Annotated in this window: 17 protein-coding genes and 1 tRNA gene; 8 read left to right on the forward strand and 10 right to left on the reverse strand. The window is 66.5% G+C overall.

Translation table 11 applies throughout. The features are described from left to right. Positions 1-329 precede the first annotated feature (329 nt). Positions 330-1,229, reverse strand: a complete 900-nt coding sequence (locus AB0L82_RS21690; RefSeq protein ID WP_364638934.1) for a bile acid:sodium symporter family protein — start codon at positions 1,227-1,229, stop codon at positions 330-332. Between the two features lie 399 nt (positions 1,230-1,628). Between AB0L82_RS21690 and AB0L82_RS21695 the strand changes: the two genes are divergently transcribed. The 5 genes from AB0L82_RS21695 to AB0L82_RS21715 are packed head-to-tail and all read left to right on the forward strand — an operon-like array spanning position 1,629 to position 8,716. Then, the gene (locus AB0L82_RS21695; protein WP_364638937.1) at positions 1,629-2,030 is read left to right on the forward strand and encodes a hypothetical protein; all 402 of its coding nucleotides are present in this window, start codon (positions 1,629-1,631) and stop codon (positions 2,028-2,030) included. Further along, the gene (locus AB0L82_RS21700; RefSeq protein WP_364638939.1) at positions 2,030-3,403 is read left to right on the forward strand and encodes a hypothetical protein; all 1,374 of its coding nucleotides are present in this window, start codon (positions 2,030-2,032) and stop codon (positions 3,401-3,403) included. The genes AB0L82_RS21695 and AB0L82_RS21700 overlap by 1 nt, the downstream gene beginning before the upstream one ends. After that, the gene (locus AB0L82_RS21705; protein WP_364638942.1) at positions 3,400-4,782 is read left to right on the forward strand and encodes a VWA domain-containing protein; all 1,383 of its coding nucleotides are present in this window, start codon (positions 3,400-3,402) and stop codon (positions 4,780-4,782) included. Before AB0L82_RS21700 ends, AB0L82_RS21705 begins: the two co-directional genes overlap by 4 nt. 8 nt (positions 4,783-4,790) lie before the next feature. Continuing rightward, positions 4,791-5,909, forward strand: a complete 1,119-nt coding sequence (locus AB0L82_RS21710; RefSeq protein ID WP_364638944.1) for an AAA family ATPase — start codon at positions 4,791-4,793, stop codon at positions 5,907-5,909. Then, positions 5,906-8,716 (forward strand): DUF5682 family protein, encoded by a 2,811-nt coding sequence (locus tag AB0L82_RS21715; protein ID WP_364638947.1) that lies wholly within the window; start codon positions 5,906-5,908, stop codon positions 8,714-8,716. Before AB0L82_RS21710 ends, AB0L82_RS21715 begins: the two co-directional genes overlap by 4 nt. Here AB0L82_RS21715 and AB0L82_RS21720 read toward each other — a convergent pair. The 5 genes from AB0L82_RS21720 to AB0L82_RS21740 form a co-directional block, all read right to left on the reverse strand. Then, positions 8,699-9,466 (reverse strand): MIP/aquaporin family protein, encoded by a 768-nt coding sequence (locus tag AB0L82_RS21720; protein WP_364638950.1) that lies wholly within the window; start codon positions 9,464-9,466, stop codon positions 8,699-8,701. The genes AB0L82_RS21715 and AB0L82_RS21720 overlap by 18 nt on opposite strands. Next, entirely contained in the window at positions 9,444-10,106 is a 663-nt protein-coding gene (locus AB0L82_RS21725) for an HAD family phosphatase (protein ID WP_364638953.1), read from the reverse strand. The genes AB0L82_RS21720 and AB0L82_RS21725 overlap by 23 nt, the downstream gene beginning before the upstream one ends. Then, positions 10,103-11,668 (reverse strand): mannitol dehydrogenase family protein, encoded by a 1,566-nt coding sequence (locus AB0L82_RS21730; RefSeq protein ID WP_364638956.1) that lies wholly within the window; start codon positions 11,666-11,668, stop codon positions 10,103-10,105. The genes AB0L82_RS21725 and AB0L82_RS21730 overlap by 4 nt, the downstream gene beginning before the upstream one ends. 488 nt (positions 11,669-12,156) lie before the next feature. Beyond that, entirely contained in the window at positions 12,157-12,960 is an 804-nt protein-coding gene (locus AB0L82_RS21735; RefSeq protein ID WP_364638959.1) for an ABC transporter permease, read from the reverse strand. Next, positions 12,957-13,913: an ATP-binding cassette domain-containing protein gene (locus AB0L82_RS21740; RefSeq protein ID WP_364638962.1), complete on the reverse strand. Its 957-nt coding sequence runs from the start codon at positions 13,911-13,913 to the stop codon at positions 12,957-12,959. Before AB0L82_RS21740 ends, AB0L82_RS21735 begins: the two co-directional genes overlap by 4 nt. 81 nt (positions 13,914-13,994) lie before the next feature. On the opposite strand from AB0L82_RS21740, the gene AB0L82_RS21745 reads away from it, so the two are divergent. Continuing rightward, positions 13,995-14,711, forward strand: coding sequence for a TetR/AcrR family transcriptional regulator (locus tag AB0L82_RS21745; RefSeq protein WP_364638965.1), 717 nt, complete (start codon positions 13,995-13,997; stop codon positions 14,709-14,711). 55 nt (positions 14,712-14,766) lie between these two features. Here AB0L82_RS21745 and AB0L82_RS21750 read toward each other — a convergent pair. Beyond that, positions 14,767-14,839, reverse strand: a tRNA-Ala gene (locus AB0L82_RS21750). Between the two features lie 126 nt (positions 14,840-14,965). On the opposite strand from AB0L82_RS21750, the gene AB0L82_RS21755 reads away from it, so the two are divergent. Further along, positions 14,966-17,119 (forward strand): DUF222 domain-containing protein, encoded by a 2,154-nt coding sequence (locus AB0L82_RS21755; RefSeq protein WP_364638968.1) that lies wholly within the window; start codon positions 14,966-14,968, stop codon positions 17,117-17,119. A 238-nt stretch (positions 17,120-17,357) separates the two neighbouring features. Here the strand turns inward: AB0L82_RS21755 and AB0L82_RS21760 are convergent, their stop codons facing one another. From AB0L82_RS21760 to pgm, 3 genes are all read right to left on the reverse strand, one after another. Further along, a complete protein-coding gene (locus AB0L82_RS21760; RefSeq protein WP_364638971.1) occupies positions 17,358-18,098 on the reverse strand; it encodes a thioredoxin domain-containing protein in 741 nt (246 codons plus the stop codon). A gap of 81 nt (positions 18,099-18,179) precedes the next feature. After that, positions 18,180-19,388 carry an MFS transporter gene (locus tag AB0L82_RS21765; RefSeq protein ID WP_364640408.1) on the reverse strand — a complete coding sequence of 403 codons (1,209 nt, stop codon included), beginning with the start codon at positions 19,386-19,388 and terminating at the stop codon, positions 18,180-18,182. Continuing rightward, on the reverse strand, positions 19,378-21,018 hold the full coding sequence (gene pgm, locus AB0L82_RS21770; protein ID WP_364638974.1) for a phosphoglucomutase (alpha-D-glucose-1,6-bisphosphate-dependent): 1,641 nt from the start codon (positions 21,016-21,018) through the stop codon (positions 19,378-19,380). Before pgm ends, AB0L82_RS21765 begins: the two co-directional genes overlap by 11 nt. Positions 21,019-21,563: 545 nt before the next feature. Between pgm and AB0L82_RS21775 the strand changes: the two genes are divergently transcribed. Beyond that, entirely contained in the window at positions 21,564-22,736 is a 1,173-nt protein-coding gene (locus AB0L82_RS21775) for a lipase family protein (RefSeq protein ID WP_364638977.1), read from the forward strand. The last annotated feature ends 15 nt before the right edge of the window (positions 22,737-22,751 follow it).

Genomic DNA, 22,751 nt, shown 5'->3' on the forward strand with positions numbered 1-22,751 from the left:
CACCAACCTGCGCGCGATCACCCGCGCCCGGGATTCCGTCGTATCGAATGGTGAAGCCTCGGGCACAACAGCCGGGCGAGGGTCGGAAGCGACCGCCACCGCCAATCCAGGCGGGTCCAATTGCAGAGTCATCGGACACGTTCCTCACGGGAGAGTAGGTGCCCGGAACCGTAAGACGCCCAACCGTTCCCACTGAACGTTTCAGATCAGACCGATTCTGAAGCCCCCAATTTTTCCACGATGTGGAAAGCCCCTTGCGGAATTCCGCCCGGCCACCGTCCTGGGTCGACTACGGCCGCGTCATCTGAAGAACGGTCCGCTGAACCATCTCACAGCCGCGAGGGTTCGGTCGTGACGACCGTGCCGGCGCGACGCAGGGATCGGCTGATGAGCCAGCCGAAGGCGGCGGCGAATGGGGACATGACCACCGCGTATAGGGCTGCGGGGACGGCTATTTCGGTGCTGTCCAGGACGCTGATGGCAATGGTGATGGCGATGGCGCTGTTGTGGACGCCGATCTCCATCGAGGAGGCGATGGCTTGGCGTTCCGGTACGCCGAGCAGGCGCGGAAGCCAGTATCCGACGGTGAGGCTTATCGCGCACAGCAGGGCTACGACGAGGCCGATTGTGAGGAGGTCGCCGTTCATGCCCGAGCGGTCCGATGCCACCGCGCCGATTACGACGAACACCAGGATGATCGCCGATGCGATGCGGACCGGACGATCCATGCGGTCGGCGAACAGGGGGCGTAGTGCTCGCACCGTCATGCCGATCGCCACGGGGATCAGCACTATCGCGAATACCTGTACGGCCTTTCCGAATTGCACGCCCAGTGAGCCCGTTCCATCCTCGGGACCGAAATGGTCGATAGCCGCGTTGGTGATGAGCGGCACCGTGAGCACCGAGATGACCGAATTCACCGCTGTCAGCGAGACATTCAGCGCGACGTCACCGCCGAACAGGTGACTGAAGAGGTTCGCGGTCGCGCCTCCCGGGGAGGCCGCCAGCAGCATGACGCCGATGGCCGCCAGTGGTTCCAGCCCGAACAGTGTCACCAGGCCGAACGCCACCAGCGGAAGCACCACCATCTGGCAGACGAGCGCGATCAGCACCGCTTTCGGCTGCTGCGCGACGCGGGTGAAGTCCGCGGGGGTGAGGGACAGGCCCAGGCCGAACATGATCACGCCGAGCGCGATCGGCAGTGCTACCGCGATAAATCCGGAATTCATTGCGCCCCGTCACCTTTCACCGCACCCACATAGCACTCGAACCACTCACCTACGACAGTAGCGGGAGGGTACGACGTTTTACGCGCGTTCGGACCCGCCACGACTGGGCAGGCGCCGGACACGTTCGGCGGGTGCGCGATCGACGCCACACCGGCGATCGATCCGGAGGGCACGCGATCCACACCGCCGGGAGGGCCGTAATCGGGGTTCAGCTGGAGGTTCGGGGTGCCTGCGCGACTTGTCGGTGGGGTCACATACCTTGGGCGCATCGTATCGATCGGGAGGGAAGCGATGGCCTCGGAATCGGGTGCCTTGCCGGATCAGCCGGCATGGGAAAGTGCTTCTGTCGTAAGGGTTTTGCCCGCTGTGGCGGCGCGGAAACTGAATAAGGTGCCGTTCGTGGAATTGGCCGACGGACGGCTGCAGGGAGTGGTGTCGAGCGGGTCCGACATCTCCCGGGTGTATGTGGCTTCGGTGACGGCGGGAACGCATGGGCTCAGTTGCAGCACCAATAACAACCGGCCGTGTGGCGGGTTGAATCAGGGGTGGGCCTGCAAGCATCTGGACTCGCTCATCGATGAGGCCGTATTGCAGTACGGACAGGAGCGGGTGGCCCGATTCCTTCGGGTCGACGTACCCGAGGGGGCGCGGATCTCGTCCTGCCTCAATGGATCTCGTGACCCGGCCCCGGCCGCCGCGGTGTTCAGCCGGTTCCTGCGGCATCTGACCTATCTGGAATTGCCGGGTAGCGCGACGCCGATTCCGGAGTTGCAGTGGTTTCCGGCGGGGGTGGGTCGCTGATGCAGGCCGTACAACTGGACGCGCTGGCGTCCGAGCCCGCCGGGGTCACCGCCGCGCTGGAGGTGGTGGGCGGTTTCGATACCGCACTGGTCAATGGACTCGCACGGGTTTCCGAACCGCAGAGCGCCGCATTGGGGGCGCTGGCCGGGGCCGTCGCGGGATCGCCACTGGCCGAGGCCGTCGCGGCGGCGGTGGCCAAGGTGAGCACCGGAGCGATCGGAACCGATGAACTGTCGGCGCTGGCGGGCGCTCGTGCCGCACTGCTGGGCGCGGTGCATGACGCACTTGTCGCGCAGGCGGATACGGCGCTGGGCCGCAGTCGATTCGAGTGGGTCAGCGCGGCGGAAGCCGTCGCCCCGAGCCAGCTCGCCATCGGATCACGCGCCTGGCTGGGCGAACTGGCCATCTCCGGATGGCGCGGTGTCGACCACGATTTGGTGGCGGCCGCGGATCAAACCGTGGAAGCGCTGCTCGGTGAACCCGCGCTGCGACGGCTGGCGGTACTGCTCGACGGATTCACCGCCGAGCTGAGCGCCTCCGCGCCCATCGCGAGCATGGATCGGGTGCCCGCGCGACGCTGGGCCGACCTGTGGGCGCGGGCCCTGCTGCTGTCCTGGCGCGGCACGGAATCCACTGCCGTCGAATCGATTTCGGGACGGCTACTGCCCCTGGGCGCGGATGTGCACGAGCACGGGACCGCGGTGCAGGCACAGGTGTACGGCGTGCTGGAGACGGAGGGGACAGCACGGCAGGTGCGGGTATCGGTGGCGGCCGCCAAGGTGGACACCATTGTGGGACCGGCGATTTGGCAGCTGCTCGGCGGGCATCGACAGCTGTTGACGGCACTGGCCGAACATCGGGCGCTGGAGCTCACCGCTATGCCGCTGGCGGCGACCGGCGATCTGCTGTGGGATGACGATCGGGCGCGGGCTGGGGAGGCCGCCGATCCGTTCGTCACCGCCACCGTGCAATTGCCGCAGGCGCAGGCTCCGGCCGTCGCGCCATTGGATCGCGATCCGGTCCACATCGCGGTACCGGTTCTGTTCGAGGGGTACCGGTTCCGCGATGGCGCACTGGAAGTGGGCGAGGCGCGGATACGGGTGGAGCTGGACGCATTGCCGTCCGCCGGTCCGCTCACATCGGCGGGAGTCGGCGGCTCCAGCTCGATGATCGGCTTGCTGCGCTGGGATGCGAGCGGGTGGTCGGTGCGACCGCTGGCCATCCAGCGCAAGGTGAAGACCGCGCTCACCGCGTTCCACAACGGTGATTGGGCGCTCGGCCCCACCGATCCGAAAGTCGCCAAGGCACAGGCGAAGTCGGGCGATGCCGTCGCCGTATTGCGCGAACGCGCGGGACGGTTGCTGCGGAAATGACCAATCATGAAACGCGCAGGCAGATCCTGTACTGGCGGCTGCTGGCCGGTGTCTTCAGTGGCGATCAACAGCCGACCCTCGAGCAGGCGAGCGCCGGGATCGTCGACGATCTCGGATTGCCGCTCGCGGTGCTGGATCCGGGTATCTCCATAGACAATGTGGTGCAACGGTATCCGGCGATGCGGGCGGAGTTCGAGGGACTCGATTTCACCGAGGCGGAGCAAGTCCCGCCGGTGGAAGCAGCCTCGGGCGATACGACCGAAGACTCCGCGCCCGAGGCAGCACTGGACGAGGCGATCCAGCCCGAGGATTCCGCACCGGAGGCGCTCCAGACCATCGGCGCGGCCGATGTCCGCACTGCCGCACTGGTTTCCAAACTGCTGCTCAATGTCTTCGCCACCGGTTCCGGCCAGGTCAGCGCGACTCAGCTCGCGGGCTGGCAATCCGACGCCAACTGGCTGCGCCGCTGCCTGGGCGAGGAGGCGAGCAGCGTGCAGGGCGTGCTCACCGGCCTGGAAGGCGAACTTGTATCTCGCATGCGGCTGCGCGAGGTGCTGGCCGATCCGCACCTGGCCGCCCAGCTCACCCCGAGCATGTCGCTCATCGAACAGCTGTTGCGGGATAAGCACAATCTGTCCGGTGTGGCGCTGGCCAATGCCAAACGCCTCATCCGCCGCTATATCGACGAGGTCGCCGAGGTTCTGCGCACTCAGGTGCAACAGACCAGCGTCGGCACCGTCGACCGCTCGGTGCCGCCCAAGCGCATTCTGCGCAATCTCGATGTGGACCGCACCATTTGGAAGAATCTGCCCAACTGGAATCCGCAGGACGAGCGCCTGTACGTCGACCGGCTGTACTACCGGCAGACCGCCAAACGCACCGTCCCCGCCCGCATGATCGTGGTGGTGGATCAGTCCGGATCCATGGTCGATTCGATGGTGAACTGCACCATCCTGGCGTCCATCTTCGCGGGCCTGCCCAAGGTTGATGTGCACCTCATCGCCTATGACACCCGGGCCCTGGATCTCACCCCGTGGGTGCACGATCCGTTCGAGGTGCTGCTGCGCACCAATCTCGGCGGCGGCAATGACGGCCCGATCGCCATGGCCATGGCGCAACCCAAGATCAGCGATCCGAAAAATACCGTGCTGGTGTGGATTTCGGACTTCTATGAGTTCGATCGCTCACAGCCGCTGTTCGAGGCCATGGAGGCCGTGCACCGGTCCGGGGTCAAACTCATTCCGGTCGGCTCGGTGAACAGCTCCGGACATCAGAGCGTCAATCCGTGGTTCCGGGAGCGCTTCAAAGCCCTTGGCACCCCGGTGATTTCGGGACGCATCCAGAAACTCGTGCACGAACTCAAGAACTTTCTCGACTAGGAGACACCATGAACGACGTTTTGCGCGCCCCCGCCGAGATCAAGTACGCCGAGGAACTCGATTGGCTGGAGTCCATCGACGACAATCCCAAGCCCTTCTCGTGGCGGCTGAGCCCGAAGATGGTGCGGCTGTTCATCTTCGGCTCCGAACGGGCCGATGGACTGGACCGCGAAGTGGCGCAGAAGTGGTTCGGTGATCGCAGCTTCGTCGAGCGCAGCATCGTCACCCTGGCCTCGGACCGCGGACTGCTGCTCATCGGCGATCCGGGCACCGGTAAGAGCTGGCTGGCCGAATTGCTGGCCGCGGCCATCAGCCGCAATTCCACGCTGGTGGTGCAGGGCACGGCGGGCACCACCGAGGATCACATCAAGTACTCGTGGAATATCTCCATGGTCATCGCCAAGGGGCAATCGCGGGAATCGATGATCCCATCCCCGATCATGACCGCCATGGAGCAGGGCGTGATCGGGCGCTTCGAGGAGCTCACCCGTTCCACCAGCGATGTGCAGGACGCGCTCATCTCCATCCTGTCGGAGAAGTACGTCTCGATTCCCGAACTCGATGACGACAATGTGGTTTTCGCACAGCCCGGCTTCTCCATCATCGCCACCGCGAACAGCCGCGACCGGGGTGTGAACGATCTTTCCTCGGCGCTCAAGCGGCGTTTCAACTTCGTGCGGATTCCGGTTGTCTCCAATAAGAAGAGCGAGGCGGAGATCGTGCGCTTCCGCACGGCGGAGCTGCTGCGCCGTCATTCCCTGGAACTGGAACTGCCGCCCACGCTGCTGGACATCCTGCTGGAGAGCTTCGCCGATCTGCGCGCCGCCGCGGCCGCCGCCACCAGCGATGACGACAAACTGGAGTCGGCACTGTCCACCGCCGAGCAGATCGGCGTGCTCGAGGACGCCATCCTGCACAGCCAGTTCTTCGGCGCGAAGGAATTGAGCGCGGAGACCCTCGCCGGTTCGCTGGTCGGCTCGCTGGCCCGGCGCACGCCCGAGGATCTGGCGATTCTCAACAAGTATCTGCACGGTGTGGTCGAACCGCGCATCAAGACCAACAAGGGCAAGGCTCCCTGGGGCGAATTCCTGGAGGGCGGCCGGGCCGCGATCGCGAGGCTCTCATGACCGTCTCCGATATTCGTTCCGCACCGAATACCTTTGCCGCGCTGCGGGATCAGCTGACGGACGCGGCCGTCGCGTTCGCGGGTGCGCCCGGAGCGGCCGGGGACATCCTGGCGGGCATAGTCGACGATGTCGACCGGGCGCTGTCGGAGCGGCTGGAGATCTTCCCGGTCTGCCACCACTCCCCCGCCTCCGGGCTGGCGATGGTGCGGCGGCTGCGCGATAAGCAGCCGAGCGTCATCTACATGGAGCTGTGCGAGGATATGCGCCCGCTCCTGGATGAGCTGCGCAATTGCCGATTGCCGGTCGCATTGCAGGCGTTCGCCACCGATACCGCCGGCTTCCCAGCGGAGTGGGCTCCGCTGTCGGTGGTCGCGCCGATCACCGAATCGTCGGCCGAGTACCAGGCCATCGCGTACGCGCTCGATACGCCGGGCGTGGAACTGGTGCTGGTGGATCGGTCGACAGACCATGTCTTCCAATGGGGTTCCGACGACGAGGAAGCACCTGCCGAGCAAGCACCGGCCGATGGTGAGCGGGCCGAGGACGACGGGCTGCACGGTTCCGCCGTCGGCATCGAAATCGGTGATCTGCGACCGCGTTTCGCCGAACTGGAAGAGCATCTGCTGCATCACGGCAAGGTCCGGCACTGGTCCGAATGGTGGGACCAGTACGTCGAACAGCCGCTCGCGGATGCCGACTACGACACCTATCGACAGGTCATGGTGCTGATCGGCAGTCTGTTCCGGCGACTGCGGCGCGGCAGCACCGCGGAGGACGAGAATCGAGAACGGTACATGTGGACTCGAATGCGAGAACACTTGTCCGCCAACGATATCGATCCGGCGCGGGCGCTGTACGTCTGCGGTGCGGCGCATGCGGCCAGCCCGGTGGAGCAGTTCGGCGTGGACTCGGACGCACCGTTCGAGATCTCGCCGCGTTCGGCCACCACGTGGCATTACGGGCTGATTCCCTCCAGCCATTCCGCGATCGAAGCGCAGTTCGGGCTCGCGGGCGGTGCGGTGTCCATCGCCGCCGCCACCTGGGCGAAAGGGTTGCGGCGCGGCAAATTACAGCCCTTCGAGTTGGAGGGGCAGCCGGGGGCGAAGAAGCGCGTCAAGAAGCCGCCGCTGCCCGGCGAATCGGAAGCCGAAGTGGCGGATCAGCTTTCGGGATTCCTGTCCCGGCCGCCGGTGCTGGATCCCCTCGATGAGGCCGAACTGCTGGAATGGTCGGTGGATATCGTCCGGCTGGCCCGGCGCAATGGCTATCTGGCCAGCACCGCCGACGCCATCGCGATCTTCGAGACCTCGATCCTGCTGGCGGGCTTGCGAAATCGTGCCCGCCCGACGCCGTACGACTTCCAGGACGCGGCCGTAACCTGCATCGAGAAGGACCGGGTACCGGGCCGCCGCGATGTGCGGCGACTGTGCGAAATCCTGCTCGGCGGCGATCGCATCGGCCAGGTCGGCTATGCCGCGCTCCCGCCGCTCGCCCGCGATGTCCTCGACCGCCTCGAACCTCTCGGCCTCGACCTGTCCAAGCGCACGCTGCAACGCGCACTGCTGGACCTGAAATCGAATCCGGACCTGCGCCCGTGCTCGGATCTGCTGTGGCTGCTACGCAGACTGCTGCCGCAGGATGCGTTGCGCCCCATCATGGGTTCGCGCGGACTCGGCGAGACCTCCATCCAGGAGAGCTGGGATATCGGGCTCGGCAAACACCAGCGCTCCCTGGTCGAACTCGGCTACGAAGGCGTCTCGGTGGAACAGGTGCTGGAGCAGCGCCTGCGCCGCGCGGTCACCGCACCGGACGCGACAGCCGCCGTGGCGCTCGCCGCGGTCGAAGACGCCCTGGTCTATCTCGGCTCGGCCCGCCTCGCCGCCGAACTCGGCAACCGCGCGGTCGAACTCCTGGCCGCCGAACGCACGGTGGACGACGCTCCCATCGTGCTGCGCCGTATCCGCTTGCTGCTCAACTACTTCCGCTCCACCGAAGGCGGCCTCCCCACCTGGTGCGAACGTTTCGTAACAGCCGGTTACGCCCACTACTGCACCCTGCTCCCCACCGCCTTCACCTCGGAGGAGACGGGCCCCGCCCAGGTGGCGGCCATGCTCGGCTTCCTCTTCGGCATGGAGAACCTGGCCCTGTCCCTGGGCTGCGACCACACCCAGCTGGAACTGTCCGTCCTGCAATCCCATCCCGAATCCCCCGCCAAGATCGCCCTACTCTGGGCGGCCCGCTTCCAACTCGGCATGCTCACCATGGCCGAACTCCGCACCCGCTGCGACGCCATGCTCACCAACCCGCTGGTGCTGCCAACGGTCCCGCACTACATAAGCGGCTTCATCCAAGCCATAGACCCGGCCCCGGCCCTGAAACCCTTTGTCGTGGAACTGTTGTCGAAAGCCTTCGGCACCCTCCCCGACACGGTCCTGCTCCCGTGGCTCCCGAAACTCATCACCACGCTGAAAGACCAAACAGCCGACCTCATCCCCGGCCTCGTCCGCGAAGCGGGCCGCACCTTCCCCGGCGCACTACCCGCCGTGGACGCGTTCGTCCCGCCATGGTCAGCCGAAACGACCACGGTCGCAACAGCTTCGGTGACCGTGCCGGACGGACCGGTCACCGAACTGCTGGCGATGCACCCCGTCACCTGTGATGCTCTCGCGGAAGTCCTCGGCATCGAGGGCGACTGGCGCACGGCCGAACCGACCGGGAACAGCGAGGTAACCGATCTACTGGACCGGTTCCCCGCCACCGCCGTCGCACTGGCGGCCCAGCTCGGACAGTCACTCGCTCGACACTGATTCGAACCGTTTCCGGTCGACGGCGGGCTTCGGCACCTGATGCAGGACGGTGACGTTGTCCGCCGCGGCCGGGGTGTCCGGGTAGAACCAAACGATTATCGCGAGACCCACTGCGGCACCCAGGATTTGGGCGGTGATGTAGGCGGGGGCCGAGGTGGGGGCGATGCCCGCGAGGGTGTTGGAGAGGGTGCGGGCCAGGGTGATGGCGGGGTTGGCGAAGGCGGTGGAGCTGGTGAACCAGCAGGCCGCGCCTATGTAGGCGGTGATGGCGGTGGCGGAGAGGGTGGGGCGGGAGGCTCGGGACAGGGCCAGGATTACCGCGAGTAGGCCCGCGGTGGCGACTATTTCGCCTATCAGGTGGCCGGTGGTTACGCGGTGGTTGGTGGAGAGCTGGATCGGAGGGAGGTCGAACATGACGTTCGTGAGGATCGCGCCCGCGGTGGCTCCGAGGGTTTGGACGAGTGTGTACGCGAAGACCCGGGAGCCGGGCAATCCGCGGCCCAGACGACGACCGATGAGCCAATCCGCCACAGAGACAATCGGATTGAAGTGTGCTCCCGAGATGGGGCCGAAGACCAGGATCAGGACCCAGAGGCCGAGCATGATGGCGATGGAGCTTTCCAGGACCTGCAGGCCCAGATCGTTCGGGGACCAGCGCTGGGCGGAGATGCCGGAGCCGATGACCACCGCGACCAGGAGTGCCGTGCCGAGGAATTCGGCCGCCAAGCTACGCGTTGGCTGCCACGACATAGTCACCGACATGGTGCAGGTCGGGATAGAGGCGGTGGGCCAGGCGGCGGGATTCGTCGGTGGGGGGCACCAGATCGGGGATCAGGATGCAGCGCAGGCCGGCGGCGTGGGCGGCGCGCAGGCCGTTGGTGGAATCCTCCAGGGCCAGTGTGTCCTCGAGGTCGAACGCGAGGGTCGCGACGGCTTTCAGGTACGGCTCGGGGTGGGGTTTGCCATTGTCCACGTCCTGGCGGGTGATCACGGCGTCGAAACGGTCGATGAGACCGGTCAGCCGGAGGTGATGGTCAGCCCGCTCCCGGGACGAGGAGGTGGCGATGGCCTTCGGAATGCCTTGCTGTTCAAGGATATCCAGGAGTGCGAGGGCACCCGGTTTGGTCGTCAGCTCACCATCGTCGACGAGGCGGCGCAGGTGCGTCTCGTGCAATTCGAAGTACTCCGCCAGCGGGAAATCCGAGCCGTAGGCATCCGCGGCCAGTTCCCGGCAGCGATCCGCCGGAACCCCGATCATCGATCGGCAGAACTCCAGCGGCATGTCATAGCCGAGTTCGGCGCCCGCGCTGACCAGCGAACGCATGGCCAATCGCTCCGAATCGATGAGGAGGCCGTCCATATCGAAAACGACCGCGCGCACCGGGTTCATCGAGCACTCCCTTCGAGTACCGAGGTCAGCCTGCGCCGCACCGCGACGTCGACACCCTCGTGGGTCAGATCGGCCAGCGCGTCACCGACCTGGCGTTGCAGTCGATCCGGCTCCGGCAGCGTGCCGAAGATATCGGTGCGCTGCAGGAATCTTTGCGCGCACAGGTGCGAATCCGCGACATCGGCCAGTGGTGTCAGCGAGTTCGCGCGCGGATCGATCACCTCCATCACCGCATCGGCAGCCCGCGCGGCGGTGAACCAGCGAATCCACGCGGCGATCAACAGTGCGGCCGCGGGCGTCGGGCGGCCCGCCGCGACATTGTCCCGCAGTGCGGCAACGACTCTGGGCATCATCTTGTCCGACCCATTGCGGCCGACCCGCGTCATATCGTGGCAGATCGCCGGATTGCGGAAGCGAATCATCAACTCGTCCACGGTTCGTCGCAGTTCAGCGGGCGGCAGCGACAGCGTCGGGCCCTGCTCGCACAGCATGAATTGGCGGGCCAGCGCACCGAGTGTGGGATCCGCGGCCGCGGCCGCCACGGTGCGGTACCCCGCAAGCGCACCCAGATAGGCCAGCAGCATATGAGTTCCGTTGAGCAGGCGCAGTTTTGCCAGTTCATGGTCGGTCACATCGTTGACGAAATGCGCACCGGCCAGATCCCAGCGCGGCCGGTCACCGTCGAAATCCTCGATGGTCCAGGTCATGAACGGTTCCGCCGAGACCGGCGCCTGATCTTCGATGCCGCCCAGCCAGTTTCGCGCAGCGGCCGGATCGGCCGGGGTCGCGGGCTGCACGATCCGGTCGACGACACTGTTGGGGAACTGGACATTACGCGCGATCCAATCGGCGAGACCGCCATCACGCAGGGCCGCGAAATCGATGACGGCGGCGCGCAGCGTGCGGCCGTTCGCGCACAGGTTGTCGCAGCTGAGCACCACCGGCGGCGTACCGCCGCGGCGGCGCACCTCGGCCAGTCCGTAGACCAGCATGCCGATCGGGGTGACCGGGCGACGCGGATGGCGCAGATCGTGGCGCACCTGATCACAGTCGAGATCGAGTTGCCCGGTGACCGGGGAGACGCAGTAACCGCTCGCGGTGACGGTCAGGGTGACGATCTTGATCCCGGGATCCGCGATCCGGCTCGGCACGCCGAGGCGATCCGACGGCGCGTGCACCCCTTCCACGATGGTGCCGACCACCTCGACCCGCGCCTGCCCGTCATCGTGCAGCAGCGTCGTATAGAGATTGTCCTGAGAACGCAAGGCGTCCACCACCATCGGGCGCGCCATGGCCACCGAAACGATCCCCCAGCGCGGGTCCGATACGGCATCGATGGCATGTTGGGTCACCAGCGCCTGATGCGCGCGATGAAATGATCCACAACCCAGATGCAGGATGCCCTTCGAGAGACTGCGCGGCGCGAAACCGGGCCGCGTGACACCGCTGGGCAAACGGCCGAGCACCGCCTCGGAAAGGCGTGGAACAGGCGGGGCGGGCGGCAGATCCGTCGCGGTGAATTCGATGTACCGAGCGGGCGAGATATTGAACACGTTACGCATGCACGACTCCGTGAATCCAAAAGTAGAAGACGTTGAACAGAGGCGTCAATTCGGCGGTGAATCCGGCGCAGCGCATACGCTAACCCCGATTTCTCAATCGCTGGTTAACAACCGGCTGTTTACTGGAAGCGTCAACAATCCGCAGGTGGGAGCATCGGGCGTAAGGGATGCGTAAATTGCCAAGTCATACGCGGCGAATCCAACGAAGAAATCGGACACCGCAGCCCGCGAAATCCTCACGGTGAATCCGATCACATACCGGAATTACGCTGCCGATCAATCGATTCGGATTCTCCGGTCGATCACCACACCGCAGGGCGTCCGGATCGCCTGCGGTCGAATATTGAAAACGGAGATATACTCCGAAACACGTTCCGCGAGTGCGGAATTCACCACGGTCATCACCCCTGCACAAAGCGGCGTGACAAGCGGTGAATCCGCAACGCTGGATGTAATCGAACTCAACGATCCCTATCACTGACCGGAGGTCAGTCCTTGCGGGTGTAGCGCCGGACCCCGAGCGGCGCGAACACCGCGAGCAGGCCGATGGACCATGCCACCGTGGTGATTACGGGGTGGGCCAGTGGCCACGGGCCGGTCGGCACGGCGGCATTCCCGAACAGGTCGCGGACCGCGGTGATCGCCGCGCTGAACGGGCTCCACTCCGCGAATGTGCCCAGCCACGCGGGCATGCTGGACGTGGGGACGAAGGCATTGGAGACCATGACGAAGGCGAGAATGACCGGAGCCATCTGCTGCACCACCTCCTCGTCACCGATCGCCAGGCCGAGGAAGATGCCCACCCACGTGAGCGCGTAGCCGAAGAGTGTCAGTACCGCGAAACCCGCTAGCGTGCGCGCGATTCCGTCGTGCGCCTGCCATCCCACCAGCAGGCCGACCACGGCCATGACCGCGATCGACATGACCGACAGCAGCAGCTGGCTCAGGCTCGCGCCGAACGGTACGGCGAAACGTGCCATCGGCATCGCCCGGAACCGTTCGGTCACGCCATTGCGTGCATCGTGGGCGGCGGCGCCCGCGGCAACCACCATGCCCGTCCCTGCCACCAGAACGAAGGCCGCCGGGATGATCTGCTCCCGGTAGGAGGAGCCCGGGAGCGCGTCACGGAGCGACCCGCCGAAGACATATCCGAAGACGAGCACCAAGCCGATCGGGCCCGCGAGGTTCGCGGCGAGCAGGGCGGGATTTCGCTTGAGTGCCAAGAGATTACGGTAGAGGACATTCGTGCCGTCGACGAGAGCGTTTCTCCGTTCGGCCTGCTGCGTGCTCATGCGTACTCCTTGGTCAGGGCGAGGTATGCCTCGTCGAGCGTGGGATCGGACAGTCCGATGTCGAGGACCTCGACATCGGAGTCGGCGAGGGCGTTCAGCAGCGGGGGCAGGGTGATCGCCCCGGTTTCGACTCGACCCGTGAGCGCGGCGTCCTGCTGCTCGACCAGGCCGCTGACTCCCAGTGCCGTGAGGACGTCAATTGCGTTGCGCCGGTCCGACTCTCGGGTCAGCTGGACGGTGAGTCGCTGTCCGATTCGCGCCTTCAGGTCGCGTGGCGTGCCATCGGCGATGATCTGTCCGGCGGCGAGCACCGCCACGCGGTCGGCCAGCTGATCAGCCTCGTCGAGGTACTGGGTGGTGAGGAAAACGCTCGTACCACCTTGCGCCAGTTGACGAACCGTCGCCCAGATCTCACTGCGACTGCGCGGGTCCAGCCCGGTGGTCGGTTCGTCGAGGAACAGCAGTGCCGGTCGCCGGATCAGGCTGGACACGATGTCGAGCCGCCGGCGCATGCCGCCGGAGTAGGTGGCGACGGGGCGATCAGCGGCATCGCTCAGGCCGTACTGCTCGAGCAGTTCGTCGGCCGACGCACGGGAATCCGCGCCCGACAGTCCGTACAGCCTGCCCAGCACATTCAGGTTCTCCCTGCCGCTCAGGCGGTCGTCGAGGCTGGTGCGCTGCCCGATCACACCGATCATGGCTCGCACCCGCGCGGCCTCGGTGACGACATCGGCTCCGAACACCAGGGCCTGCCCGGCCGTGGGCGCGGCCAGCGTGGTGAGGATCCGATTCAGGGTGGTCTTGCCCGAGCCGTTGGCGCCCAGCAGCCCGAACACCGTGCCCGCCTCGATCGTCAGGTCGACGCCGTTCAAGGCGGTGACCTGACCCTCGCCCTTCCCATATGTCTTGACCAGTCCCCGCGTGTGAATCACGCCGGGCGCTTCGTGTTTCATCTCAGCTCCCCATTAGTGCGATCAATGTTCGCAGTAAACGTACATCAGATCTGCGAACAGTGCATGCAGTAAGCTGCTCACATGGATGACGACGGCGCACCGCGCCCGGTGATCTGGATGCGCGACCCATCCCCTCGCCGCGGGCCGCGGCCGACGCACACCCGCCAGGAGATCGCACAGGTGGCGATGTCCATCGCCGATGAGCAGGGGCTGGACGCGGTCTCGATCCGAGCGGTCGCCAAACAGCTCGGAGCAGGGGCGGCATCGCTCTACCGCTACATCGACTCCAAAGCGGACCTGTACGACCTAATGGTCGACGCGGCCACCGCCGAGTTCAACCTCCCGGATGCGCCCAGCGGCGACCAGCGAGCCGACCTCACCACGATCGGGACCCGCGCCAGGTCCGTCTACCAGCGCCACCCCTGGGCAATCACCCTGTCCTCCAACGCATCCTGGGGACCACACGTCCAGGCCTACATGGAGTACTTCCTAGCGGTGCTGAAACCGACAGGCCTGAACGCCCGCCAACAACTCGAACTGATCGCCCACTTCAACGCCTCCGTGGCCACCTTCGCCGCTCACGAACGTCAGCAGACCGACCAGCCCGGCAACCCCGAAGCTCTACAAGCCCGAATGATGCACCTGAAACAGATCGCCGAAAACCCGGACCTGCCCCACCTATCCACCGCCGTCGCAGCGATGCTGAACTCCACACCGGAAGACACCGACCCCGACGAGCTGTTCCGCCGATCCCTCGACCGATTGATCGACACCATCCCGGCCCAGACCGACGGCTGAGAATACGAAACGCAAAAGGCCGGATCCGATTTCGGATCCGGCCTTTTGCGATGGGTGGAGCTAAGGGGACTCGAACCCCTGACCCCCACACTGCCAGTGTGGTGCGCTACCAGCTGCGCCATAGCCCCATGTGTGGATTTGCTCGCGGGGCGTGCCCCGCTTGCTTGAACGAAGTTACACGATGCGGGTTGGGCAAACCAAATCGCCTGCACAAAGGGTGGCGGGGGCGATCTTCTGGGGGTAGGGTCGAACACATGTTCGATAGCGGAGAGGCGGAGGCTATGGGCGATGGGGAGCTGATCGAGGCACTGCGGCGGGCGCATGGGGCGGCGGCGTTCGCGCAGGCGGCGGAGATCACGGCTATTCGGGAGGTGTATCGGCGGCATCGGGCCGAGAATGCCGAACCCGGGCCGGGCGGGGTGCGGGCCGGGGAGTTCGCGGCCGCGGAGGTGGCGGTCGCGGTGCATGTGTCCGAAGGGGTGGCGGCGGCGCTCATCGATATCGGGCTGGCGCTGGATTCGCTACCGCAGACGCGGAAGGCGTTCGCGGCGGGGCGGATCGATCTATCTCGGGTGCAGGTGATCGCCGAGGCCATGCGGGGGCTCACGCGGGAAGTGCGAGAAGCGTTGGAGCCCAAGCTTATCGACGCCGCGACGCGGACCGATCCGGGGCGGCTGCGGCAGACCGCGCGGCGGTGGATCATTCGGTTGGACGGGGCGGGTGAGCAGCGGCGGCGGGAGGAACGCGAGAGCGATCGTGATGTTCGCATCCGCGCGGTGGCCGATGGGATGGCGGTGTTCGACGGGTTGCTGCCCGCCGCGGGGGCGCAGACGCTGGCCATGCGGCTGCGGGAGATGAGCTTGCAGGTCTGCGAGGACGATCCGCGCAGCATGCCGCAGCGCCGCGCCGACGCCCTGGTCGCGCTGGCCGACGGTACCGGGCGGCTGCGCTGCGGATGTACGCGCGGTAAGTATTGCCCGCAGGCGGGAGCGCCCTCGGCTCCGCGCCGGCCGCTCATTCAGGTCGGCATGTCCTCGGACACGCTGCTCGGGCTCCGCGACGATCCGGCCTACCTCTCCGGCTACGGACCCGTCGACGCCGCCCTCGCCCGCACCCTCGCCGAACACGCACGCTTCCAGGTGATTCCGGAATACTTCGCCCCGGCTGAACCGGAGAACGAACCCGAATCGCCCGCCGCGCGCAGCCGGGCAAACCACCCCGCAGGCACCAAGCGCGCCCGCACCGAACCGAAACCCAGTGCACCCCAAGCACTCCCGGATTCACCGTCCGAACCCGACACACCGACCGCCCGCCGCGCGGTCACGCCGAAAGCCCCGTGGGAACGCATCCCGGGCATGCCGGGCGGACAGTCCCATGCGCCGACACCCGATCCGCTCCGCGCGACCAGGCGGCATACCGATCCGGCCGCGCCGCAACCCGCCGCACAGCAGGACGATTTCGCGGCGATGGCATTGCGCAGAATCGCACGAGCCGACTCGGGCGTCTCCGATGAATTGCGCCGCGCCGCACAACAAGCGGTGTCGAGCCTGGCCGACGCCGCTCGCCACGATGATGGAGTGGCGGCCGCGAACTCCCCGGGAGACCTGCGGCCCGCGCTGGAGGGAGCAGTCGCACGCACAACGGAGGGCGCACGGAGCACGGTAGAACATGCGGCTTCGAGCTCGACCGAAGGGTTGCGACGCAGTGGGGCGCAGACGAATACGGCTGTCGCCGAGGTTTTGCGGTCCGCGGCGGAGCAGGCGGATACCGGATCGCCGGAAGCGCTGCGGGCGGCCGCACGCCGAGCGGCGGGTACGGGAGCGCCTGGGGCGCACCCTGCGGGTTCGAAGCGTCGGCCGACTGCCGCATCGGCGAATGCACCTGTGCTGCATCCGTTCTCGGCGGCTCCTCCGCGTGAGATCCGGGCCTTCGACGGACTGTGCCGATTCCCCGGTTGCACCATGCCCGCTGCCGAAACCCTTGTGACGCAATTCGATCCGCTGCGTCTGCGGCGCGCCCCGCAGACGAGCGCGGCTCCGCGCGCGGTGCTGTGCTCGCATCATCACCGGCTCAAAGCGCTTGCGGACAGCGGGAAACAGCCCTGGCGCGTCTACCTCGCCGATACCGACCGCATGCGCTGGATCGACCCCACCGGCGAATCCCACGAGACCATTCGCGAGGGCGCGCGATATCTCTTCCCGCACACCGATATAGACGCGCCCACCGTTGCGACCCCGCACCTGCACCTGGCTCCCGAAGGGGCCCTGGATCCCCCAATCCCCTTCCGCCCCTTCAACACCGATATCTGCTACCCCCTGGACACCCACGTCCTACTCCACCCCCAGCTAACCCGCACCACCCCCGAGAACGACATCCCCGCCACCCCGGCCCGCCCCGCACCCCGGTGAGCGCCGCCGCGCGGCACCGCCGTTCCCACCACCTACTCGCCCGCCCCTGACCACGGGACCGCGCTGCCAGCACGGTTCCCTGCCCGGGGCGCGGCTCTCCTGTGGCCCCGATGGGCCGCGCCCCACCAATTCCCTTGCACCTCAACACCCGGAGTCGCGACTGGCACCCGACTCCTCGGGGGTGCGGCCGACCCGAACGGCCGCACCCCACCCGAATGGCAGCGCCGCTTATCCGGAATTACTTGGCGGCGTTCTGGACCCAGTCGTCTGCCCTGGAGTCGATCTTCTTGCCATCGATGAAGACCGAGGGGGTGCCCGCTTTGTCGCCGGACAGGGCAGTCAGAGCCTTCATGGCGGAGTCGGCGTGGTTGCGGGCGGAATCGAGGCGGTCGCCCTTGGTGATACAGGTGAGGGCGTCGGCCGAGGCGCCCGCATCCTTGGCGATGGCTACCAGTTCCTGGTTGTTATGGTCCGAGCCGCCCTCGGAGGGCTGCTGGGTGGTGAAGAGCAGGGTATGGAATTTGGCGTAGGCGGGGCCGTCACCGGCCTGGGCGACACATTCGTTGGCCGCGATGGCGCGCGTGGAGTAATCCTTGCTGCTCGATTGGGAGTCCAGGAAATTGACCAGGCGATAGCGGACGGCGAACTTGCCCTCGTCGAGTTGCTGTGCGATTTCCTGACCGTAGATCTTTTCCATTTGCCCACAGACCGGGCACAGCGGGTCTTCATAGATGTCAATGGTTTTGGTGGCGTCCGGCTTGCCCAGCACGATCGCGCCGTCCGAATCCATGGCGACCGAGACCGCGGGATTGTGGGCCGAACCGTAGCCGTCATTGCGGATCGAATCGCTGCCGCCCTTATTCCATTGGGAGACAGCGAAGATGATCAACGCGACCACCACCACGGCCACTGCGCCGAGGGCGTAGGTGGTCTTGCTCGATACCGGCCGCGGGGTGTGTTTCGAAGACGGTGCGTTCACCCCGCACACTCTGCACCACAACCACCCGCATCGGCCAGGCGGCCCCGCGAGCGTGTCGCCGCGGCCGCGAGAACCGGGCGGTTACGCCCCGGTGGTGACGGCGGGTTCCCTGCGCCGCAGGGTTTCCGGAACCGCCAGCCACACCGCCGAAGCCGACGCCAGAATGACACCGGTGACCCCGAGCGCCACCCCGTAGGACACCTGATCGGCGAGCATGCCGATCAGATACGGTCCCAGGAACGTGCCCAGATCCGCGGACATCTGATACCCCGCCAGCACCGGCCCGCCGCGCACCCCGGGCCCGACGATATCGGCGACCGCGGCCTGCAAAGCGGGCGAGAACATTCCGGACCCGATCCCCGCGATACACGAGGCCACCAGCAGCCACGGGAAGGTCGAGGCCAGCCCCAGCCCGGCCGTGCCGAGCGCGCACACCAGCGTCCCGGCGATCAGGAACGGCTTGCGGCCCAGCTGATCCGACCATCGCCCGGACAGGAACAGCACCGCGGCATTACCGGCCGCGAACACCGTCAGCGCGACACCCGCCAGCCCCGCGTCCTTGTGCAGCACCTCCACCACGATCAACGGCACCAATGCCATTCGCACACCGAAAACCGCCGCGCCATTACCGAAATTCGCCCACAGCGCCGCCCGGTACGCGGGCCGCGCCAGCCCCTCCCGGAATGTCATGACCGCCGAACCATTGGCCGCCTCCGGCATCGCCAGCGGCGAATCCCGCAGCGCCACATACACGATCAAGCTGGCTATGAGCAGCGCGATGCAATAGATGATGAATGGCGCACGCAGCCCCAGGAACGACAGCGCACCACCCACCAGCGGCCCGCTGATCGAGCCGATCAGGAAGCTCGTCGAGTACACCCCCGACACCCGCCCGCGCTCCAGCGGCGGCGAAATCCGGATCACCAGCGCCAGCGAGGACACCGTGAACATGGTCGACCCGATACCGCCGAGCGACCGCAACACCAGCAGCTGCCAATAACTTTGGGCGAACGCGCACGCGCCGGTGGAGATCGCCACGATGATCAGGCCGGTCAGATACACCGGCCGCTCACCGAGCTTCTGCACCAGCCGCCCGCCCAGCGGCGCGAATACCAGCCGCATGAGCGCGAACGCACTGACGATGAACGACGCCGCCGCGACACCGACCCCGAAACTCCGGGCGAACTGCGGTAGCGCGGGTGCGACCAGACCGAATCCGATGGCAATGGTGAACGCGGCTCCCACCAGCACCCAGATCTCGACCGGTAGAGCCTTGGATCTATTCACCAGCTAGCGCCCGTCCCACCATCTCCTCCGCGGCCGCCTGCACCTGTGTCAGATGCTCGGGGCCTTGGAACGATTCCGCGTAGATCTTGTATTTGTCCTCGGTGCCCGAGGGCCGGGCGGCGAACCAGGCGTTCTCGGTGGTGACCTTCACCCCGCCCAGCGCCGCGCCATTGCCCCGCGCCCTGGTCTGGATGCCGGTGATCGGCTCCCCGGCTATCTCTTTCGCGGTGATCATGTCCGGCGTCAACGCCGCCAGCCGCGCCTTCTGTTCCACGGTGGCGCTCGCGTCCACCCGGTTGTAGGCCGGACTGCCGTAGCGCTTCTCGAGCTCGGTGTAGCGCGTGGACGGGCTCTGCCCGGTGACCGCGGTGATCTCCGCGGCCAGCAACGCCAGCAGAATGCCGTCCTTATCGGTGGTCCACACGGTGCCGTCCATGCGCAGGAAGGACGCGCCCGCGCTCTCCTCACCGCCGAAAGCCAGGCTGCCGCTGAACAATCCGGGCACGAACCATTTGAACCCGACCGGCACCTCGTAGACGTCGCGGCCGAGCACACCCACCACGCGATCGATCATCGACGAGGTGACCACCGTCTTACCGATCTTGGTCAGGGCGTCCCAGCCCATCCGATTGGCGATCAGATATTCGATCGCCACCGCCAGGAAGTGATTCGGATTCATCAGTCCCGCATCGGGAGTCACGATGCCGTGCCGGTCGGCGTCGGCGTCATTACCCGTGGAGATGTCGTAATCGTCGCGAATCGCCACCAGCGAGGCCATGGCATAGCGCGAGGACGGATCCATCCGGATCTTGCCGTCGCTGTCCAGGGTCATGAAGCGCCAGGTCGGATCGACGAACGGATTGACCACCTCGAGTTCGAGGTCGTACCGCTGCCCGATCTCCTCCCAGTAATCCACGCTCGCGCCGCCCATCGGATCCGCGCCGAGGCGAATCCCGGCACCCCGAATCGCGTCCAGATTCAGCACATTGGGTAGGTCCCCGATATACCGATCGAGATAGTCGTAGCGTTCGACATTGTGTGCCAGGGCATGCGCGAGACTGGTGCGCCGCACATCGGCCAGCCCGCCGCGCAGCAGCTCATTGGCGCGCGCGGCAATCGCGTCGGTGGCGACCGTATCGGCCGGTCCACCGTGCGGCGGATTGTATTTGAACCCGCCGTCACGCGGCGGATTGTGCGAGGGCGTCACCACGATGCCATCGGCCTGATGCCGGGTGCCGCCGCGATTGTGCCGCAGCACCGCATGGCTCAAAGCCGGTGTGGGCGTGTACCTGTCACGCGAATCGATAATGGCGGTGACGTCATTGGCGGCGAGCACCTCCAGCGCGGTGGTCCAGGCCGGTTCGGACAGCGCGTGCGTATCGCGCGCCAGATACACCGGCCCGGTGATGCCGCGGGTGGCGCGATATTCGACGATGGCCTGGGTGATGGCGAGAATGTGCGCCTCGTTGAACGCGTTGTCCAGACTCGACCCGCGATGACCCGAGGTGCCGAAGGCGACCAGCTGCGCCGGATCCGCCGGATCGGGAATCCGGCTGTAGTAGGCCGTCACCAAGTGCGCGATATCCTCGAGGTCCGTGGCGCGCGCCGGTCGCCCGGCCCGATCATGCGCCATGCTCGCACCTCCCTTCCGTATCGCCTGTGCCCGGCTGGTCATCAGGATCACGGGGACACCGCCACTACGTTCGCCACCGCATAGCTGTAAGCGCCCTCCTCAGTCCTTCGAACCGCTACCCATTCGAACCTACTGAACGTGGTCAGCACGGATGTGCCCAGTGGAACGACACTATCGAATCGATGTGCCACCGCGCGATCCAACGGTTTCCAGCCCGCTAGCTCCTCACTCACCACCTGCCCCCAATCGTCGCCGTGCCGCCACATCGCTCCCCCGAAGTCGCCGGGCGCGGAAGATGTCCGGCCCATTCGAGCCAGTCTACGAACTTCCGCCGCCAACGTGCGCAAGGCGGCGAAGCAGTCGAGCGCACGAGTTCCGACGATAGGGACGACTACCCTCCTGTTCAGTTTGCTAAACCGTTGCCCTTCGGCGTGTTGCTGAGCCGGAACAGCACCCGGGAACTGCGAGGATAGTGCCGCTTGCCCGGAGTTGTCCCATCGGTATCGAGGAGAGCCAAGTTGGCGGTGCGGCAGTTGATCAGAAGCATGCTGGTCCGGAGCTGCGGCATCGCCGCAGCGGCGATCGCCGTCATGGCGTCCGCACCGGCGGCGCACGCGGGAGCGATATACCCGATCGCGGATCCCGACGGGTTCTACTACGCCCCAGGAAATCTCGGCTCGACCGCGCCCGGCGATGTGCTGCGGTCGCGAAATGTGCCCTCCCCGTGGCCCGGCGCCACGGTATGGCAGTTGCTGTTCCACTCCACCGATTCATCGGGCGGGCCCATCGCCGCGATGACCACGCTGATCATGCCCGGCGGGCCGGGGCCCAAGCCGCTGGTCTCGTATCAGCCGTTCGTCAATTCGCTTGGGCTGCAGTGCGCTCCGTCGCATGCGCTGTTCGACGGTGGGCTCAAGGAGTCGGCGGCGCTGAATCTGCTGCTGGCCAGGGGCTGGGCGATCGCCGTTCCCGACCACCTGGGCCCGGACAGTGCCTATGGCGCGGCTCGAATGGGCGGTCAGATAACCCTTGACGGCATTCGCGCGGCGGAGCGGTTCGCCCCTGCGGGACTGGGGAATTCCCCGGTCGGCATGGTCGGATACTCCGGCGGGGCGATGGCGACGGGCTTCGCGGCCGCACTCGCCCCGGAGTACGCGCCGGAACTGAATATCGTCGGCATCGCACAGGGCGGCGTTCCGGTGAATCCGGGCAAGATCGCCATCCAGGTCGGCGACGTCCCGCATCCGCTCTTCGGGCTGGGGTTCGCGGTCGCCATCGGCATGGAACGCGAATACCCGAGCCAGGTCCCGCTCGACAACGCGCTGACCCCGGCGGGGTACGCGCTGCGCGACCGGATCGCGAATTCCTGTGTGGACGACATCATCTCGGCCGGGGCCGGGCACACCATCAGCGAGGTGTTCTATCGCGGTATGGAGAACGATCCGGCGCTCATCGCGGCCTTCCACGACAACGCGCTGGAGATCTACCCCGGCGTGCCCCGCGTCCCGGTCTACGAATGGCACGGCGGCAATGATCAGGTGCCGCTGGATCTCGCGCTCGGCACCGCGGGCCGCTACTGCGCCGCCGGCACCCCGGTGCAGTTCGACATCATCCCCGGCACCGATCACGCCACGGCGATTCTGCCCGGCGCGATCAACGCCTACGGCTACCTGGCGGACCGTTTCGCGGGCAGGCCCGCACCATCCAACTGCCACTGAGGTTTTCAGTAAGGA

The organism is Nocardia sp. NPDC052001 (genome assembly GCF_040680615.1).
Classification (GTDB): Bacteria; Actinomycetota; Actinomycetes; order Mycobacteriales; family Mycobacteriaceae; genus Nocardia.